This window comes from Micromonospora sp. CA-269861 (assembly GCF_050948505.1).
Lineage (GTDB): Bacteria > Actinomycetota > Actinomycetes > Mycobacteriales > Micromonosporaceae > Micromonospora.
In genome coordinates, this window is the sequence record NZ_CP192014.1 from 1,716,840 (window position 1) to 1,732,361 (window position 15,522).

Sequence of the window (15,522 nt, forward strand, 5' to 3'; positions counted from 1 at the left end):
CGCGTGGCAGCCCGGACGCCGGTGCTCGAGACGTTCCCGGCACTACGCGCCTGGCAGCGCAAGGCCCTGGTGGAGTACCTGCGGCGGCGCACCGAGGACTTCACCGCGGTCGCCACGCCGGGTGCCGGCAAGACCACCTTCGCCCTGCGGATCGCGGCGGAGCTGCTCGGTGACGGCACCATCGAGGCGGTCACCGTGGTCGCCCCGACCGAGCACCTGAAGAACCAGTGGTCGGACGCCGCAGCCCGGGTCGGCATTCAGCTCGACGCCGCGTTCCGCAACGCCGACCTGCACTCCGCTGCCGACTTCCACGGCGCGGTCGTGACGTACGCCCAGGTGGGGATGGCCCCACAGGTGCACCGGCGGCGCACCATGACCCGACGCACCCTGGTCATCCTCGACGAGATCCACCACGCCGGCGACTCCCGAACCTGGGGCGACGGGGTGAAGAACGCCTTCGAACCCGCCGTACGCCGGCTGATGCTCACCGGGACACCGTTCCGCTCCGACGACAACCCGATCCCGTTCGTCAGCTACGAGCGGGGCGGGGACGGGCTGCTGCGCTCCCGCGCCGACTCGGTGTACGGCTACTCCGACGCGCTACGCGACGGCGTGGTCCGGCCGGTGCTCTTCCTGGCGTACTCCGGGGAGACCCGCTGGCGTACCAACGCGGGGGAGGAACTGGCAGCCCGTCTGGGCGAGCCGATGACCCAGGACCTGGTGGCGCAGGCCTGGCGCACCGCCCTGGACCCGGCCGGCGACTGGATGCCACAGGTGCTGCGGGCCGCCGACGCGCGACTCACCGTGCTGCGCAACGCGGGCATGGCCGACGCCGGCGGTCTGATCATCGCCACCGACCAGCAGACCGCCCGCTCGTACGCCAAGCTGATCGAGCAGGTGACCGGCGAGAAGGCCGCCGTGGTGCTCTCCGACGACCAGGGCGCATCCGCCCGGATCGCGACGTTCGCGGCGTCCGACCAGCGATGGCTGGTCGCGGTACGGATGGTGTCCGAGGGCGTCGACATTCCACGACTGGCGGTCGGTGTCTACGCCACCAGCGCCAGCACGCCGCTCTACTTCGCCCAGGCCATCGGCCGGTTCGTGCGGGCCCGCCGACCCGGGGAGACCGCGTCGGTCTTCCTGCCCAGCGTGCCGCACCTGCTCGGGTTGGCCAGCGAGATGGAGACCGAGCGCGACCACGTACTCGGCAAACCCAAGGAAGCCGACGGTTTCGACGACGACCTGCTGGAACGCGCGCAGCGCGACGACCAGGCCAGCGGGGAGCTGGAGAAGCGGTTCGCCGCGCTCTCGGCCACCGCCGAGCTGGACCAGGTGATCTTCGACGGCGCGTCGTTCGGCACCGCCGCCCAGGCCGGCACCCCCGAGGAAGAGGAATACCTCGGCCTGCCCGGCCTGCTCACCGCCGACCAGGTCTCGCTGCTGCTGACCAAGCGGCAGGCCGCACAGCTCGCCGCCCAACGCCGTCGTACGGCCGACGGGGCCGCTCAGCCGGCCGCTGCGCCCACGGCAGCGCCCCCGGCACCCATGAGCGCCGCCCAGCGTCGCGTGGCGCTGCGGCGCCAACTGAACGCCCTGGTGGCCTCCCGACACCACCGCACCGGCCAGCCACACGGCAAGATCCATGCCGAACTGCGCCGGCTCTGCGGCGGCCCGCCCAGCGCCCAGGCCACCATCGAGCAGCTAGAGGAACGCATCGCCACCGTGCAGACCCTCTAGACCAGCCCAGCCGCAGCCGCCCAGCCTGCCGCCTTGCCGCCCAGCCAGCCCGCCGCCCAGCCAGCCCGCCCAGCCCGCCGCCCAGCCAGCCCGCCCAGCCCGCCGCCCAGCCAGCCCGCCCAGCCCGCCGCCCAGCCAGCCCGCCCAGCCAGCCAGCCCGCCCAGCCCAGCCAGCCCGCCCAGCCAGCCGGCCGTCCAGCAAGCCGGGCAGCCCAGCCCGACAGACGGTCGCCCAGCCGCAGCCGGTCAGCCGCCCAGCCAGCGGGGCGGGGCTGGCTGGAAGGGCTGGCGTCACCATCGCCCCAGCCCCTCCGGTTCCGCCTACCCCACCGGCACCATCCGACGCACTTGGGCACGGAACGAAGCGGGCTGATCGGCCCGGACCGCGTTTGGGCCGTGGTCGGTGCCGTGCGTCTCTGCTGGGGTGTGGTCGGTGTAGGTGCTGGGCGGTGGTTCGGGTCCGCGGTTGCGGTGTGGTCGGGGTGCACGGTTGCGGCGTCATCCACTCGGCATTCCTGAAAACGCGGTGTCTGAGCGAGGTGTAAAGCGCGACTTCCGCGAAACCGAGTGGATCACGGGGCAGGCCCAGGTTCGCGCCGAGGATTGCCCGGCGGGATGGTCGCGGAACCCTCAGCGGGGCGTCCCGACCTCAAGATCGCGCAAGATCCTGGATGTAGTGGTGTCGGCCCTCCGGTGATGCCACTACATCCTGGTTCGAGCGTGACCTTGGCGGCGGTGGGCGCCCAAACCCCGTCCCGGTCTCTCGAGGGCGGTGTTCGTCGTCAAGATTCGCGCAGGATCGGGGATGTTGCTGCCTCCCGCGTGTCGGAGGCAGCAACATCGGGGAAGTTGCGGTGATCTTGGCGCGGGGCGCGGGGCGCGGGGCGCGGGGCGCGGGGCGCGGGGCGCGGGGCGCGGGGCGCGGGGCGCGGGGCGCGGGGCGCGGGGCGCGGGGCGCGGGGCGCGGGGACACCGGGACACCGGGACACCGGGACACCGGGGCGCGGGGGCACCGAGCGGGACACCGGGGCGCGGGGGCACCGAGCGGGACACCGGAACACCGGGGCGTTCGGACAAAAAAGCCGGCCGGAGGCACCCCGAGGGTGCCTCCGGCCGGCTATGTCGGTTTGCGGATTTAGTTCGCCATCAGATCGGCGCCACGCCAGCTGAAATCGGGCTCCGTCGCGAACCGCTCGGTGATCTTCACGAGATCCTCCGCGTACTTGTTCGCATGGTGCCCGCAGAACACCAGCTCGCTCCCACCCGCCAGAGTGATCCGGAGCTTCCCGGCAGCATTGCAGCGGTCGCACCGTTCATCGGCGGCTGGGGGCGCCACCGTCTCGGGCGGCGGCGTGAGGGTCGGGGTCATCGCCTTCCTCCTCTGGTCGTCACCGATGAACAATCTCTTCGGTCGTTGCTCACCTATGGTGCAACACCCTTGCTAGGCACTGCCTTCCCTGTGTGCCCGCGGGGGACCGAGGTCACACCTGGAAGGGACAGTGTGCCGTGCACCCAGGGTGCCACGTCAACGATCACATTCGTGCATCCGGACGATCACCATCTGGTGTTGCACACCAGGTGGTCAAAACGACACGTTCGGTTGACGAAACCCGCTCAGTCCAGGTAATCCCGGAGGACCTGCGACCGGGACGGGTGACGCAGCTTGGACATCGTCTTGGACTCGATCTGCCGGATCCGCTCCCGGGTCACCCCGTAGACCTGGCCGATCTCGTCGAGCGTCCGGGGTTGACCGTCGGTCAGGCCGAAGCGCAGACGTACCACACCCGCCTCACGCTCGGAGAGCGTCTGCAGCACCTGCTGGAGCTGGTCCTGCAGGAGCGAGAACGAGACCGCGTCGACCGCGACGACTGCCTCGGAATCCTCGATGAAGTCGCCGAGCTGGCTGTCACCCTCGTCGCCGATGGTCTGGTCCAGTGAGATGGGCTCCCGAGCGTACTGCTGGATCTCCAGCACCTTCTCGGGTGTGATGTCCATCTCCTTGGCCAGCTCCTCCGGAGTGGGCTCGCGGCCCAGGTCCTGGAGCAGCTCACGCTGTATGCGGCCGAGCTTGTTGATGACCTCGACCATGTGCACCGGGATGCGGATGGTGCGGGCCTGGTCGGCCATGGCGCGGGTGATGGCCTGCCGGATCCACCAGGTGGCGTACGTGGAGAACTTGTAGCCCTTGGTGTAGTCGAACTTCTCCACGGCCCGGATCAGGCCGAGGTTGCCCTCCTGGATGAGGTCGAGGAAGGCCATGCCGCGGCCCGTGTAGCGCTTGGCCAGCGACACCACCAGTCGGAGGTTCGCCTCCAGGAGGTGGTTCTTGGCCCGCTCGCCGTCCCGGGAGATCCAGCCCAGGTCACGGACCATTTCCCGGACGAGCTTCTCCTCGCCCTCGTCGGCAGCCCGCAGCCGCTCGGCGGCGTAGAGCCCGGCCTCGATCCGCTTGGCCAGCTCCACCTCCTGCTCGGCGTTGAGCAGCGGAACCTTGCCGATCTGCTTCAGGTACGCGCGGACGGAGTCGGCGGAGGCGGTCAGCTCGGCGTCGCGTCGCGCCTGCTTGAGGGCCTCGGACTCCTCGTCGTCCCACTCGAAGTCGTTGTCCGTCGCCGAGGCGGCGGCGTCGGTCTCGGCGGCCTGGGCCAGCTCGGCCGGCTCCTCGACCACGACGTCCTCGATCGCGGCGGCAAGCTCCTCCGGGTCGATCTCGCCCTCGGCGCCCTCGCCCTTGGCCTTGCCGGCAGCCTTGGTCGGCTTGGCTCCGGCGGCCGCGGCCACCGTCGCCTTGGTGGCTCGGGTTGACCGGGTCGCCTTCGCCGGCGCCCCTGCGGCCTCGGCGGCGGTGCCGGTCGCCTTGCGGGCGGCCACCTTGCGCGGGGCCGGCGTCGACGGGGGTCGTCGGCGGCGGGCGCCTGCTTCGGGGCCGGCGCGGCGGCCTTCTTGGTGGTCTTGGCGGTGGTGGCCCGGGACGCTGGCGTGGTCGAGCGGGCCGCGGCGACGCGGCGGCGGGTGCTCGCCGAGCCGTCCACCACGACGGTCACGCCCGCCTCGGAGAGCGCCCGCAGGATCTTCTTGGCCTGGGCCGGAGTCACCTCGGCGGACTCGACGGTGCGCGCGAGCTGGGCCGACGTGAGCTGACCACCGGCGCTCTGCGCGTGGGCGATCAGGGTGTCGGTGAGCGAGCGAACGTCGGCGCCGGGCTGGCGGGGTTCTGTCACGAATGACCTTCCGGAGGCGAAGAGCGGGCACGGCGGGTTCGTCCAGCGCAGCGAGGGTTACCGTGCCGGGCGATGTGGTTGAGGGACCCTCGTGTCACGGTCCGGCCGGTGGTCGGCGGTCCGTGCCGCGTGGGCAGGGGTGAATTGTAACGCCGTCTGCGGCGATCATCCTGCTCCGCACCGCGTACCGCAGGTGGGGACCGTCGGTGCGGCGGAGATGTGGACTTTGCGCTAATGATAGCCGCGCGGCCGGCGAAGGGTTCCCGTCGTCGGGCCTGGCAGCGCTCAGATCGTGTCCGAACTGCTGTTTGAGCAGCCAGGACCAGGTCAGCGTGGTGGTTGCGAGTGCGCGCGTGTGGATCGCCGAGGTCTCCGGAGGTTTGGCCGGTGGCGTGCCCACCAGGTCGCGGTTGGGCATCGGATGTGAGCTGAGCATGGACAGGGCGATAGGCACTTAAGCGACATTACCGGACCTAAAGGGGCATGTTGGTCAAGGTGGGCCGCTCAAGCCGCGCGGGCGGTACGGGCGCGCCCCTTCGCGGCGGATGCCGCGTACCAAAGACCCTGGTCTGGCGCCGTCGCGCGTCGTCGGGAACGATGATCTTCGGAAGCCGGGTCGGTGGATTCACCCCATCCACATGCACCCGGAGTGCGAAAAGAGGCGAACCATGACCAACTCGACGACGACGCCGTCGGAACTGCTCAGCATCGCGGTGGAGGTGGCTCGGGACGCGGCGGACACCGCGTACCGGATGCGCGCCGAGGGGGTCGTCGTCGCCGCCACCAAGAGCACAGTCACCGACGTGGTGACCGCCGCCGATCGGGCGGTCGAGCGGCAGATCCTCGACGCGCTCGCCGCGCTGCGTCCGGACGACTCGGTGCTCGGCGAGGAGTACGGCGAGGGGGCCTCCGGCGCGGCGCGCAGCGGGGTGCGCTGGATCGTCGACCCGATCGACGGCACGGTGAACTACCTGTACGGGCTGCCGCACTCCGCGGTCTCGCTGGCCGCCGAGGTGGACGGGGTGGTGGTCGCCGGCGTCGTACGCAACGTGAGCACCGGCGAGCAGTGGACCGCCACGGCCGGCGGCGGGGCCTGGCGCGACGGTGTCCGGCTGCGCTGCTCCGGCGAGGTCGACCTGGGGCAGGCGCTGGTCGGCACCGGCTTCGGCTACGACGCCGCCCGCCGGGTGCACCAGGCGCAGGTGGTGGCCGGACTGATCGCGCACGTACGGGACATCCGCCGCCTCGGCGCCGCCGCGCTGGACCTCTGCCTGGTCGCCGAGGGGCGGCTCGACGCGTACTTCGAGAAGGGTCTTGCGGCCTGGGACCTGGCGGCGGGCGGGCTGGTGGCTGCCGAGGCGGGGGTTCGGGTCGCCGGCCTGGCCGGCCGACCACCGGGACCGGACCTGGTGGTCGCGGCCCCGCCCGCGCTCTTCGCGCCGCTGCACGACCGGTTGGCCGCGTTGGACGCCGCCGGCGGACCCTGACCGGCGGACCCACTGACCGACCGATCAGATCGCCTGGTCGGTCGACCTGGCGCTGTGGCGGGCCGGTTACGCCGTCACTTGGCGGGTGGGGACGGGCAGGAGCCCTTCGGTGCCTCCGGCGGGCCCGAGTCGCCGAGCGACTGGTTGACCTCGGTCGTGGTGGCGAGCTGCTGGAAGCTGTTGCCCAGTACCACGTCCACGGTGTCGTCGGTGCGCTTCGGGTCGTAGCCCGGGGTGGCGTTGTTGAGGAAGTACGCCTGGAGCAGGTGCGCGGAACCGACGCCCTTCGGGCCGAACCGCAGCACCGCGACGCTGTCGATCTTCTTCTCGTTCCCGGTCTTCTTGACCTGGAACTGGCGGTTGCTGAACTCGTCGGCGACGGTGTGCGCGAGGCCGGGCTGATCCGTGGCATTGAACACGTTGATCTTGACGTCCTTGCGCTCGCGCAGGGTCAGATCCGCCAGCGGCCAGCCCTCGGGGCAACCTGCCGCGGTGCCCGCGTTGCCCTGGCTGTCGCGGACCACGGCCACGACGACGAAGACCAGGGCGATGATCGCCAACAGGCCGACGACGACGAGTGCTCGCACGCGCGCAAAACTCATCAGGGCACTCCCCGGACCTCAGGTGGGTGGTGACGGCCAGGAACGATCGCTCAGGCCGCCGGCCGTCGAATACGCCGCTGAGGTTAACGGTTGTCCGGCCGTCGCGTGGAAACAGCCCGACATGCCGGCGCGCCGACCGCGAACCGGGTACTACTACCCCTATCTTCGTGTCGCCTGAATCACATTGGGAACAACTTCGCGTGCGGGGGCGTACATCTCAGCCGCAAGGGCGGTATACATGCCTCGCCCAAGGGGGGGTAAGGTTCCGCGCTCGCAGGGGAGTCGCCCCAGCGAGCTCGACCCGTTCGGTCCTCGGGTCGGGTGCCCGACACAAGTGGTGGCCGGCCAGCGGAACCGAAACAGCGTCGTCCGGCGTTACAACCGGAAGCGACAACATCGATATGGGAGAGTGAAACCGATGGCCACCGACTACGACGCCCCGCGTCGCGACGAGGTCGACCTCGGCGAGGACAGCCTGGAAGAGCTCAAGGCACGGCGCGTCGACTCACAGTCGGGCGCGGTGGACGTCGACGAGGCCGAGGTGGCCGAGAGCTTTGAGCTGCCCGGTGCCGATCTGGCCGACGAGGAGCTCACGGTCAAGGTGCTTCCGATGCAGCAGGACGAGTTCCGGTGCGCCCGCTGCTTCCTGGTCCACCACCGTAGCCAGCTGGCGGTCGAGCGTAACGGCGAGCTGATCTGCCGCGAGTGCGTCTGACAACCACGACACCAGCGGCGGCCTCCTGAACGGGGCCGCCGCTGCCGGTGTAGGCATGCGGCAGCAGTGGGTACCTGCTTGACTCGTAGCGGGTAGCCACAGCACCGGGAGGTCCGATGAGCGATCGAGGCGGCACCACCGATGGCAGCACGGACGACCTTGGTGCCACCCGTGGCACGGACGACATTGGTGCCACCCGTGGCACGGACGACATTGGTGCCACCCGTGGCACGGACGACCTCGGTGCCACCGTCGCGGCGTTGACCGCTGACGACATCGAGCCGGCCCGACGCCGCCAACTGCTGACCCGGATGGTCGGGCAGGCCCGTGCGCGTGGCATTTCCGACCTGTTCAAGCCCCGCGCCGCCGTGCGGTGGATGGTTGACACCGTCGCCGAGATCGCCCCGCACGTGCCGGTGCGGGACCTGGACACTCTGCGCCGGCACTTCCCCGGCCTGGACGACGTCGCCCTGGCCGACAGGCTCATCCGCAACGCGTCGAGGACCACCGCCGCGATCGGCGCGGCCGGTGGAGGCGTCGCCGCCGTCGAGTGGGCGGTGGCCCCGACCCTGCTCTCCGCGCCGGTGCTGCTCGCCGCCGAGACCGTGGCCGTGGTGGCGGTGGAGCTCAAACTGGTAGGCGAGCTGCACGAGATCCACGGTGTGGCGCTACCGGTGGGCGGCAGCCAACGGGCGGTCACACTTGTGCACTCCTGGGCCACCCAACGCGGCGTCAACCCGATGGTGCCCGGTGTGGGAGTGGGAGCGGTGCTCGGCACCGCGGCCCGCAAGGAACTGCGGGACATGCTGCTGCGGCGCTTCGGTCGCAACCTCACGACGCTCGGGCCGTTCCTGACCGGCGCGGCGGTGGCCAGCTTCCTCAACCGCCGGGCCACCCAGCAGATGGCCGACGCGCTTCAGGTCGACCTGCGTCGGCGGGGCATCGCCCGGCCCGCGCCACCGACAGCCCTCCCGGGCCCGCCGACCGGCACCTGAGCGCGCCCTCGGCGTCGGACCGGCACCTGCGGGGCCCCTCGGCGTCGGATCAGCCCGGCTCGTCGGCCGCCGGGCGGGAAGTCGTCAGGGCGTCCCGTGCGGTCAGCACCGCCTCGGCCAGCTCGACCGGGTGCCGGGTGCTCACCACCCAGAACGGGGTCGGGTCCGCGGGATCGTCGAGGATCACCTGCACGGCGCCGCCGATCCACGGTCGCTGCACGACGAACGCGAGCGGGTCCGCGCCGACGCCGAGCACCTCACGTCGGCCGGCCACGTCCAGCGGCACCACGTCGGCCACGAAACGTACCGGCAGGCGGGCGTCGTCCACCCGCAGCTCGGAGTCGGTCACCCCGACCCGGATTCGCCCCAGCCACCACAGGCCGGCCGCGGTGAGCGGCAACAGGACGGCGAACGGCAGCCAGGCGCGGACGCCGGAGGCGCCCATCCAGATCTCCACGGCCAGCAACGCGGCGGCCACCAGCCCGGTCAGCCACAGCCACCAGGGCAGATCCAGCCGCTCGGTGTACGCCGAGCGGGCGGCGACGGGCGGCTGATCGGTGGACGCGGAGGGCGACATGCTCACTCCTGCGAGGGTACGGCGCACGGCGGCTCGACGAACCGGCAGGATGGCAGGGTCACCCCGCGAACCGGACGGAAGAGGGGACCCGTGACCGACGTCGTACCCGTGCCCGTGCAGCTGCTCGACCCGGAGCTGCCGCTGCCCACGTACTCCCATCCCGGCGACGCCGGGGCCGACCTGGTGGCGGCCGCGGACGTGGAGCTGCCGCCCGGCGGCCGTGCCCTGGTGCCCACCGGCGTGGCCATCGCGCTGCCGGAGGGGTACGTGGGCCTGGTCCATCCCCGCTCGGGTCTGGCGGCCAGGCTCGGCGTGACGGTGCTCAACGCGCCCGGTACGGTCGACGCCGGCTACCGGGGTGAGATCCTGGTCAACCTGATCAACCATGATCGGGATGTGCCGGCGAAGATCTCCCGCGGCGACCGGATCGCGCAGCTCGTGGTCCAGCAGGTCGCACGGGCGCGGTTCGAGCCGGTGGTCGAGCTGCCCGCGTCCCGGCGCGGGACCGGTGGGCACGGGTCCACCGGTGGGCACGCCGGGCTGGTGCCGTCGCCGACGGGCCAGGACCGGGTCGAGCGGCGGCCGAACGAGCCGGGCCGCGGGCAGACGGAAGAGGTGGCAGGGTGAGTGTGAACAGCGGAGGGCAGGCGCAGTGATCTTCTCCCGAAAGCGGGCCGATGCCGAGCGGCAGACCCGTGACGAGCGGGCCACCCAGGTCGCGGACCAGGGTGATGCGGCGCCGACGCTGGAGCGCGGCCCGTACGACATCTCCGAGAGCTACGACGACGTGCAGCGGCTCGACCTGGGCAGCCTGCACATCCCGGCGATCGCCGACGTCGAGGTGCGGGTGCAGGCCGACCCGCAGGGCGTGATCCAGCAGGTGGTGCTGGTGCACGGCGACAACGCGCTCCAGTTGGGTGTCTTCGCCGCCCCCCGGTCCGAGGGGATCTGGGACGAGGTGCGTGAGGAGATCCGGCAGTCGCTGCTCCGCGACGGCGCGAGCGCGCAGGAGGTCCTCGGCGAGTACGGCCCGGAGCTGCACGCCCAGGTGCCCACCCCGGACGGCCCGACGAACCTGCGGTTCGTCGGGGTCGACGGGCCGCGCTGGATGGTGCGTGGCGTGTTCCAGGGCCCGGTGGCCACCGACCCGGCGATGGCCGGGCCGCTCGTCGAGTGCCTGGACGGCCTGGTGGTCGACCGTGGGCAGGAGGCGAAGCCGGTCCGCGAGCCGCTGCCGCTGCGGCTGCCCCGGGAGGTCGCCGACCAGGCCGAGGCCGAGGCGGGCGACGCCGCCGCCGCGCCGCGTCAGGTCTGACCCGCGCGCACCGGCCCGCCGGAACCAGCCCCGTCGGCGTACGCTGGCGGCACGGTTCCGGCGCCGCCGGGGCCGGCCGGGGACGGCGAGCGTGGAGAGGGTGACGCGGAGGTCATGACGACCGACGAGAGCCGGGTGTCGCTGCGGCGCATCCTGCAGAGGTTCACCGCCAGCGAGGCCGAGATCGACGCGCAGGAGCTGCGTCGGGAGAGCGCCGAGTGCGGCGGGATCCCCGCCCAGCAGTGCTCCCGGGGTCAGCTGGTCTCGGTCGCCGGTCGGCTGCGCACGGTGGTCTACACGCCGCGCACCAACCTGCCGACCCTCGAGGCCGACCTGTACGACGGCAGTGACGTGGTCACCCTGGTCTGGCTGGGTCGACGGCACATCGCCGGGATCGAGCCGGGTCGGCACCTGACCGCCCGTGGCCGGGTGGCGGTGCGCGACGACCGCAAGGTCATCTACAACCCCTACTACGAGCTGGACTCGCCCAAGTGACGGCACTGCGGACGGAAGGCCGGCGATGACGACGGGACAGGACCGGGCGGCACAGCCGGAGACCGACCCTCAGGACGAGGAGCAGCTGCCGACGATCGCCGAGCAGATGGCCGACCAGCTCGGCGGCTGGCGCGGGCTTGTCGAGTCCAGCATCCCGGTCGTGGTCTTCGTCCTCGCCAACATCATCGGTGAGCTGCGGCCGGCGGTGATCGCCTCGGTCTCCGTCGCGGTGCTGATCGCCGGGGTGCGGCTGGCCCAGCGCCGACCGATCCGGCACGCCGTCAACGGGCTGTTCGGCGTCGGCGTCGGCGCGGCCATCGCGTGGCGTACCGGTGACGAGCGTGACTTCTACCTTCCCGGCATCCTCTACGGCATCGGGTATGGCGTCGCCTTGCTGATCTCGGCCGCGATCCGGCAGCCGCTGGTGGGCTGGATCTGGTCGGTGTTGGTGGCCAAGGGCCGTTCGGAGTGGCGCTCCGACCCGAAGTTGGTCCGCACCTTCACCCAGCTGACCGTGCTCTGGGGTGTGGTGTGGCTGGCGAAGGTGGGCGTGCAGGCAGGGCTCTACCTGGCCCACCAGGACACCGCGCTGGGCGTGGCCCGGCTGGCGTTGGGCTACCCGCCGTACGCGCTGCTGTTGCTGATCACGGTCTGGACGGTGCGCCGGGTCACCCGGGAGTCGCCGCCGGCCCCGCTGCCCAGCGCCTGAGCGGGGCGCGAGCCACCTGGCCGCCCGGCCCGCCCGCCGGGATCAGCGTGAGCCGCGGGTGCGCTCGACGCTGTCCGGTCCGAGGATCACCGCGCGGACCTGGTCCTCCACCTCAGCCGTGCAGACGAAGATCAGCTCGTCGCCGGCCTCGATCGGGTCGTCCGGGCTGGGCACCAGGACCCGCTTGCCGCGCAGGATCGCCACCAGGGCGGAGTCGCGGGGCAGCGGCACGGCGTGGATCGGCTGACCGACGTAGGGGGCGGTCGGCGGGAGGGTGATCTCGACGAGGTTCGCCTCGCCCTGCCGGAAGGTCATCAGCCGGACCAGGTCGCCGACGGTGACCGCCTCCTCGACCAGTGCGGCCATCACCCGCGGCTTGCTCACCGCCACGTCCACGCCCCACTGCTCGGTGAACAGCCACTCGTTCTCGGCGCGGTTGACCCGGGCGACCACCCGGGGCACCGCGAACTCGGTCTTGGCCAGCAGCGACAGCACCAGGTTGGTCTTGTCGTCGCCGGTCGCCGCGACCACCACGTCGCACCCGGCGACGTCGGCCTCCTCCAGGCTGCTCAGCTCGCACGCGTCGGCCAGCACCCACTCGGCGGCCGGCACCCGGTCCGGGCGCAGCATCTTGGGTTGACGCTCGATCAGCATCACCTGGTGGCCGTTCTCGATCAACTCCTGGGCGATCGAACGGCCCACGTTGCCCGCGCCCGCGATGGCGACCCGCATGGCTCAGTGCCCTCCTTCCGGCGGCGTCGCCGCCACCGACGTGACAGTCCCCACGATGTCATCGCTGACCAGCATGAACACCTGGTCACCCTCCTGCATGACGGTGGAGCCGGTGGGCAGCGTGCCGATGCCGAAGCGGATCAGGTAGGCCACCCGCGCCCCGCTCGCGTCCTCCAGCGTCCGCACCGGTCGGCCGATCCAGTCCTTGTGTACGGGGACCTCGACGATCGACACCGTGCTCGTGGGGTCGCGGAAGATCTCCACGTTGCCCTCCGGCACCAGGTGTCGCAGCATCCGGTCCGCCGTCCACCGCACGGTGGCCACGGTGGGGATGCCCAGCCGCTCGTAGACCTGCGCCCGGCGCTGGTCGTAGATGCGGGCGGCGACCCGGGAGACGCCGAACGTCTCGCGGGCCAGCCGGGCCGAGATGATGTTGGAGTTGTCGCCGCTCGACACCGCCGCGAACGCGTCCGCGCGCTCGATGCCCGCCTGCCGGAGCACCTCGCCGTCGAAACCGGCCCCGGTCACCGTGATCCCGGCGAAGTCGGGGCCGAGCCGGCGGAAGGCGTCGGCGTCCTGGTCGATCACCGCCACCGAGTGCCCTCGGGACTCCAGGCTGTGGGCGAGGGTCGACCCGACCCGACCACACCCCATGATCACGACGTGCACGCTGTCCCTCCCAAGGTGCGTACCGCTTCAGCTGCCGGTGGCCTTCGAGTGCGAGCCTGCCACGTCCCGGTCGCGAGCGGGGACCGACCGTACCCCGCCGTCGGGAGCAGCGGTGATCGCCCACCCCCGCGCCCCCGCCGGGGTGGTCGTACTCTTGGCGTTCGTGGCCAGTCCCACCTCGCTGCTGAAGCGGCTTCTTCTCGGTCGACCGTTCCGGTCCGACCGGCTGCAGCACACCCTCCTGCCGAAGCGCATCGCGCTGCCCGTGTTCGCCTCCGACGCGCTGTCCAGCGTCGCGTACGCGCCCGACGAGATCCTGCTGACCCTCTCCATCGCCGGCGCCTCCGCGTACTTCTTCTCGCCGTGGATCGCGCTGGCCGTGGTGGTGGTCATGCTCACCGTGGTGGCGAGCTACCGGCAGAACGTGCACGCCTACCCCTCCGGCGGCGGCGACTACGAGGTGGCCACGGTCAACCTGGGGCCGAAGTTCGGCGTCGGCGTGGCCAGCGCCCTGCTTGTCGACTACGTGCTCACCGTGGCGGTGTCGGTCTCCTCCGGGGTGGCCAACCTCGGCTCGGTGGTGCCGTTCGTGGCCACCCACAAGGTCCTGATCGCGGTGAGCGCCGTGGTCCTGCTGACCGCGGTCAACCTGCGCGGGCTACGCGAGTCGGGCACGGCGTTCGCCATCCCCACCTACGGCTTCGTGATCGTGATGCTCGGGATGCTGCTCACCGGGCTGTTCCGGGTCTTCGTGCTCGGTGACGAACTCCGCGCGCCGAGCGCCGACCTGGTGATCCAGGCCGAGCACAGCGTGACCGGTTTCGCGCTGGTCTTCCTGCTGCTGCGGACGTTCAGCTCGGGCGCCGCCGCGCTCACCGGCGTGGAGGCGATCTCCAACGGCGTGCCGGCGTTCAAGGCGCCGAAGAGCCGCAACGCCGCCACCACCCTGCTGCTGCTCGGCACCATCTCGGTGAGCATGCTGGTCGGGATCATCTGGCTGGCCCGGCTGACCCACCTGCAGTTCGTCGAGGATCCGAGCCTCCAGATCGTCTCCGGCCCCGAGGGGTACGTGCAGAAGACGGTCACCACCCAGCTCGGCGAGACGGTCTTCGGGTCCGGGTCGATCCTGCTCTACGTGCTGGCGGGGGTGACCGCCCTCATCCTGTTCCTGGCCGCGAACACCGCGTTCAACGGTTTCCCGGTGCTCGGCTCGATCCTGGCCCAGGACCGCTACCTGCCCCGCCAGTTCCACACCCGGGGTGACCGGCTGGCCTTCTCCAACGGCATCACCTTCCTCGCCCTCTTCGCGATCGTGCTGATCGTCGGCTTCCAGGCCGAGGTGACGAAGCTGATCCAGCTCTACATCGTCGGGGTCTTCGTCTCGTTCACCGTCTCCCAGGCCGGCATGATCCGGCACTGGAACCGGCACCTGCGCACCGAGCGGGACCCGGAGGCACGCCGCCGGATGGTCCGCTCCCGGGCGATCAACACGTTCGGCATGGGCCTGACCGGCACGGTGCTGGTGATCGTCCTGATCACCAAGTTCCTGCTCGGCGCGTGGATCGCGATCGCGGCGATGGCGGTGATCTACGTGCTGATGCTGGCGATCCGTCGGCACTACGACCGGATCGCCGTCGAGCTGACCCCGCCGGACGAGGGTCGGGCCGTGCTGCCCGCCCGCAACCACGCGATCGTGCTGGTCAGCAAGGTGCACCAGCCGACGCTGCGGGCCATCGCGTACGCCCGCGCCACCCGACCGGACACGCTGACCGCCGTGACCGTCAACGTGGACGAGAAGGACACCCGGGACCTGCAGGCCGACTGGGAGCGACGGGAGATGGCCATCCCGCTGACCGTGATCGACTCGCCGTACCGGGAGATCACCCGTCCGATCCTGGACTTCGTCGCCTCCACCCGCCGCAAGTCACCCCGGGACGTGGTCACCGTGTTCATCCCGGAGTACGTGGTCGGCCGTTGGTGGGAGAACCTCCTGCACAACCAGAGCGCCCTGCGCCTCAAGGGCCGGCTGCTCTTCGAACCGGGGGTGATGGTGGTCAGCGTGCCGTGGCAGCTCGCGTCGACGGCGAGCAAGAATCTGGACCGGCTGGACGCCACGCTGTCCCGGACCCCGGCGCGGGGGCCGCGGAGCGCCGTACCGCCGGTGGTCTCCGCGCCGCCGGTGGTCTCCGCGCCGCCGGTGGTCTCCGCGCCGCCCGGTGACGGTGAGCCGGGGGGCAGCGCAACGAAGGGGAACACTCGTGACTGAGC

General features: G+C 71.6%; 14 protein-coding genes and 1 pseudogene. 9 read left to right on the forward strand and 6 right to left on the reverse strand.

Going from position 1 to position 15,522, the window contains the following annotated elements; all coding sequences use genetic code 11:
• Positions 1-3 precede the first annotated feature (3 nt).
• Positions 4-1,737: a DEAD/DEAH box helicase gene (locus ACQP0U_RS07900; RefSeq protein WP_433317091.1), complete on the forward strand. Its 1,734-nt coding sequence runs from the start codon at positions 4-6 to the stop codon at positions 1,735-1,737.
• A gap of 1,135 nt (positions 1,738-2,872) precedes the next feature.
• Here ACQP0U_RS07900 and ACQP0U_RS07905 read toward each other — a convergent pair.
• Both ACQP0U_RS07905 and ACQP0U_RS07910 read right to left on the reverse strand, forming a co-directional pair.
• Positions 2,873-3,106, reverse strand: coding sequence for a DUF7455 domain-containing protein (locus ACQP0U_RS07905; protein ID WP_030337431.1), 234 nt, complete (start codon positions 3,104-3,106; stop codon positions 2,873-2,875).
• A gap of 245 nt (positions 3,107-3,351) precedes the next feature.
• A pseudogene (locus ACQP0U_RS07910) lies at positions 3,352-4,958 on the reverse strand (RNA polymerase sigma factor).
• Between the two features lie 668 nt (positions 4,959-5,626).
• Here ACQP0U_RS07910 and ACQP0U_RS07915 point away from each other — a divergent pair.
• Positions 5,627-6,445 (forward strand): inositol monophosphatase family protein, encoded by an 819-nt coding sequence (locus ACQP0U_RS07915; RefSeq protein WP_433317092.1) that lies wholly within the window; start codon positions 5,627-5,629, stop codon positions 6,443-6,445.
• Between the two features lie 74 nt (positions 6,446-6,519).
• On the opposite strand, the gene ACQP0U_RS07920 is transcribed toward ACQP0U_RS07915, so the two are convergent.
• Positions 6,520-7,032 carry a LytR C-terminal domain-containing protein gene (locus ACQP0U_RS07920; RefSeq protein ID WP_433320688.1) on the reverse strand — a complete coding sequence of 171 codons (513 nt, stop codon included), beginning with the start codon at positions 7,030-7,032 and terminating at the stop codon, positions 6,520-6,522.
• Between the two features lie 433 nt (positions 7,033-7,465).
• Between ACQP0U_RS07920 and ACQP0U_RS07925 the strand changes: the two genes are divergently transcribed.
• Both ACQP0U_RS07925 and ACQP0U_RS07930 read left to right on the forward strand, forming a co-directional pair.
• Positions 7,466-7,762 (forward strand): DUF4193 domain-containing protein, encoded by a 297-nt coding sequence (locus ACQP0U_RS07925; protein WP_007075406.1) that lies wholly within the window; start codon positions 7,466-7,468, stop codon positions 7,760-7,762.
• Between the two features lie 116 nt (positions 7,763-7,878).
• Positions 7,879-8,757: a hypothetical protein gene (locus ACQP0U_RS07930; protein ID WP_433317094.1), complete on the forward strand. Its 879-nt coding sequence runs from the start codon at positions 7,879-7,881 to the stop codon at positions 8,755-8,757.
• 49 nt (positions 8,758-8,806) lie between these two features.
• Here the strand turns inward: ACQP0U_RS07930 and ACQP0U_RS07935 are convergent, their stop codons facing one another.
• The gene (locus tag ACQP0U_RS07935) at positions 8,807-9,334 is read right to left on the reverse strand and encodes a DUF3093 domain-containing protein (RefSeq protein WP_433317096.1); all 528 of its coding nucleotides are present in this window, start codon (positions 9,332-9,334) and stop codon (positions 8,807-8,809) included.
• A gap of 90 nt (positions 9,335-9,424) precedes the next feature.
• On the opposite strand from ACQP0U_RS07935, the gene dut reads away from it, so the two are divergent.
• The 4 genes from dut (at position 9,425) to ACQP0U_RS07955 (ending at position 11,853) form a co-directional block, all read left to right on the forward strand.
• On the forward strand, positions 9,425-9,961 hold the full coding sequence (dut, locus tag ACQP0U_RS07940; RefSeq protein ID WP_425784248.1) for a dUTP diphosphatase: 537 nt from the start codon (positions 9,425-9,427) through the stop codon (positions 9,959-9,961).
• Positions 9,962-9,986: 25 nt separating this feature from the next.
• On the forward strand, positions 9,987-10,649 hold the full coding sequence (locus ACQP0U_RS07945) for a DUF3710 domain-containing protein (protein ID WP_433317098.1): 663 nt from the start codon (positions 9,987-9,989) through the stop codon (positions 10,647-10,649).
• Positions 10,650-10,763: 114 nt separating this feature from the next.
• Entirely contained in the window at positions 10,764-11,144 is a 381-nt protein-coding gene (locus tag ACQP0U_RS07950) for an OB-fold nucleic acid binding domain-containing protein (protein WP_030489360.1), read from the forward strand.
• A gap of 25 nt (positions 11,145-11,169) precedes the next feature.
• Complete coding sequence (locus tag ACQP0U_RS07955; RefSeq protein WP_433317100.1) at positions 11,170-11,853, forward strand: DUF3159 domain-containing protein; 684 nt, start codon at positions 11,170-11,172, stop codon at positions 11,851-11,853.
• Positions 11,854-11,895: 42 nt separating this feature from the next.
• On the opposite strand, the gene ACQP0U_RS07960 is transcribed toward ACQP0U_RS07955, so the two are convergent.
• Together ACQP0U_RS07960 and ACQP0U_RS07965 are read right to left on the reverse strand one after the other, a co-directional pair.
• Entirely contained in the window at positions 11,896-12,585 is a 690-nt protein-coding gene (locus ACQP0U_RS07960; RefSeq protein ID WP_433317102.1) for a potassium channel family protein, read from the reverse strand.
• A 3-nt stretch (positions 12,586-12,588) separates the two neighbouring features.
• A complete protein-coding gene (locus ACQP0U_RS07965) occupies positions 12,589-13,254 on the reverse strand; it encodes a potassium channel family protein (RefSeq protein ID WP_433317104.1) in 666 nt (221 codons plus the stop codon).
• Positions 13,255-13,417: 163 nt separating this feature from the next.
• Between ACQP0U_RS07965 and ACQP0U_RS07970 the strand changes: the two genes are divergently transcribed.
• Positions 13,418-15,520: an APC family permease gene (locus tag ACQP0U_RS07970; protein WP_433317106.1), complete on the forward strand. Its 2,103-nt coding sequence runs from the start codon at positions 13,418-13,420 to the stop codon at positions 15,518-15,520.
• Positions 15,521-15,522 lie beyond the last annotated feature (2 nt).